Annotated in this window: 4 protein-coding genes and 1 pseudogene; all 5 read right to left on the bottom strand. The window is 39.8% G+C overall.

The window, feature by feature from the left end; genetic code table 11:
- Nucleotides 1-469 (bottom strand): annotated as a pseudogene (locus WBM98_RS08365) (MutS-related protein); the annotation flags it as partial.
- Between the two features lie 40 nt (nt 470-509).
- Nucleotides 510-983: a DinB family protein gene (locus tag WBM98_RS08360; RefSeq protein ID WP_424365568.1), complete on the bottom strand. Its 474-nt coding sequence runs from the start codon at nt 981-983 to the stop codon at nt 510-512.
- A gap of 6 nt (nt 984-989) precedes the next feature.
- Nucleotides 990-1346, bottom strand: a complete 357-nt coding sequence (locus WBM98_RS08355) for an MmcQ/YjbR family DNA-binding protein (RefSeq protein ID WP_424365567.1) — start codon at nt 1344-1346, stop codon at nt 990-992.
- A 10-nt stretch (nt 1347-1356) separates the two neighbouring features.
- Nucleotides 1357-1752 carry a Dabb family protein gene (locus WBM98_RS08350; protein WP_424365566.1) on the bottom strand — a complete coding sequence of 132 codons (396 nt, stop codon included), beginning with the start codon at nt 1750-1752 and terminating at the stop codon, nt 1357-1359.
- A 27-nt stretch (nt 1753-1779) separates the two neighbouring features.
- Nucleotides 1780-2082 (bottom strand): DUF4230 domain-containing protein (locus WBM98_RS08345; protein ID WP_424365565.1); only part of this gene is annotated, 303 nt, incomplete at its 5' end.

The raw sequence follows: 2082 nt of genomic DNA, 5'->3' as shown, positions 1-2082 counted from the left end.
GTATATTCTCAATGGAATTCTCCAAAAGCATAGATGCAAGGACCTCACTTCCGTGTTTTAGAACGGTTCTATTCGCATATTGATAAAAAGAACCACGGCCAAAGAGATCGATATCCTGGCTATAATAATGCCCAGCTACATTGAACTCATTACCCATGGGCAAATGATCGAATTTTCTTTGAAGCACTTCCAATTCGGTCGTATTGATATGTAGTATGGTCTGAATCTTATCCCGCTTGTATTGTAAATCGGTATGCCTGGAAACCAAATAAATGAAAATGACAATGGTGATTACTATAAGGCCTATAACCAGTTTGGTATTGCCAAAAGTGAAGTATATTCCAAACGCCATAAGGCAAAAAACAACCAACCGGATCATGCTTGATGCATAAAGTTGATGTTGTACTCGGGCCAATTGCCCTTCAAAACTGGCAATCTGTTCTTTATAAAATATTTGTGGATTTTGCATTAAGGAAATCGCTTGTTTAATCGATAAAGATAAGCAAACATTACTTGTTGATACGTTCCGAATTCAACAGCGCTATTTGCCCAAGATGATATATATCGTGCTGGGCGATACTAGGTAAGATGGCACCAAAAGTATAGTTCTTCGCTGGCACTTTTTTATCCAATAGTTCATCAGAACAATGGGCCAAAAGTTCCAGGATCTCTTTTTGGGTCTGTCGAATCTGCTGTTTCAGCTGTTCCCATTCCCGCTCACCTTTGATTGCGACCCTAGTCCAATCATTTAATTCGTCAATAATGATATCGTACTCGGTATCTCCCTGTAATTTCTTGATTACAAAAATGCGCCAATTGATGATATGTTGTACTAAAACCGCTATCGATTTATCCCCATAAATTTGGTCATTGACAATACGCCAGTCCACAGCATCCAATTTTTTCATGACCGAATCCCCATACCATGGCTTGCCATCAAAGCAGGTTTCCAATTCGTTGATTATATAATCCAGTTTACCCATAATCGATTATATAGCATCAAAAGCTGCCTTTAATTTTTTGGTGAATTTTGAGACGACCAAATCATAGGAATGGTCTACCAATTCACGAATGAGTTTTGGTGGAACTTGCGCTAACATTATTGTATTCCAATGGGTCTTGCTCATGTGGTAACCCGAGGTTATAGCACCATCATATTCTTCGCGAAGTTTAATTGCCCTTTCCGGATCACATTTAAGATTCACTTGGGAAGGCAAACGCTCCAAAGCAACCAAGGCGAACATCTTGCCCATAACCTTGAATACCAAGGTATGTTCATCAAAAGGGAACTCCTCGGTGATGCCCTTCTTCGTAAGACAATATTCCCTGAACTCCTCTATATTCATCCTGTTCGTGTTATATGCCGGTGGAGTCGTAGACAATCACCTTGGTCCAAAGATGGCTCGATTCTTCAATGAACAGTTTATGTGGTGCCTCGTCTTGATATTTTTGTTGTGCTTCGGCCGATTCAAAAGTTACGATCAAAGCATAGGTGAACGAACCATCGACCACATCCCTGCTTGCCTTTGGGGGAGTTCCGATATATTTTGTCTTCGCATAGGCCGAATGGTCCATAAATTTCTTTAAGGACGTCTCAAAGGCAGCGCAGTCTTCATGACTTTCTGGATTTTGCAGCCAAAAATAAACCGTATGTGCATAATTGGCATCGAAATCTTTCATAGGGCTCTCTGTTTGGCCATAACTTACGAGGTTGACCGTTAAAAATAAGAAGATGAAGACGTATTTTTTCATGGGATTATTTAAATCATATCGATTATATTATTTTAAAAGATCCTTTTGTCTTTCTTCGATGCGTAAGGCGGAATAATCCAATTTCCAGCCTATGGTTTCTACAATTTTCTCTACCAACAATACCGCTTCCAAGGCTTCCCGTTTTGCAGTATCCATTAGGCCGCTTTCCGGTATCTTTTCCATAATATGCTTTCGGGCCTCTTTGTTCAATGAAGTAAGGTCATTAGGCGTAAACGTATTAAAGAGTCCGTTTTGTATGTCATAGAATTCCAATTCCGGTTCTATAGAAATCACCTCTGGCTCGGGAAAGTTGGTCAAAATGATCTTCTT

The organism is Maribacter sp. (genome assembly GCF_049667165.1).
In the GTDB taxonomy this organism is placed as follows: domain Bacteria; phylum Bacteroidota; class Bacteroidia; order Flavobacteriales; family Flavobacteriaceae; genus Maribacter_A.
The sequence above is the reverse complement of the archived record's forward strand: the minus strand, read 5'-3'. Positions and strand labels throughout refer to the sequence as shown.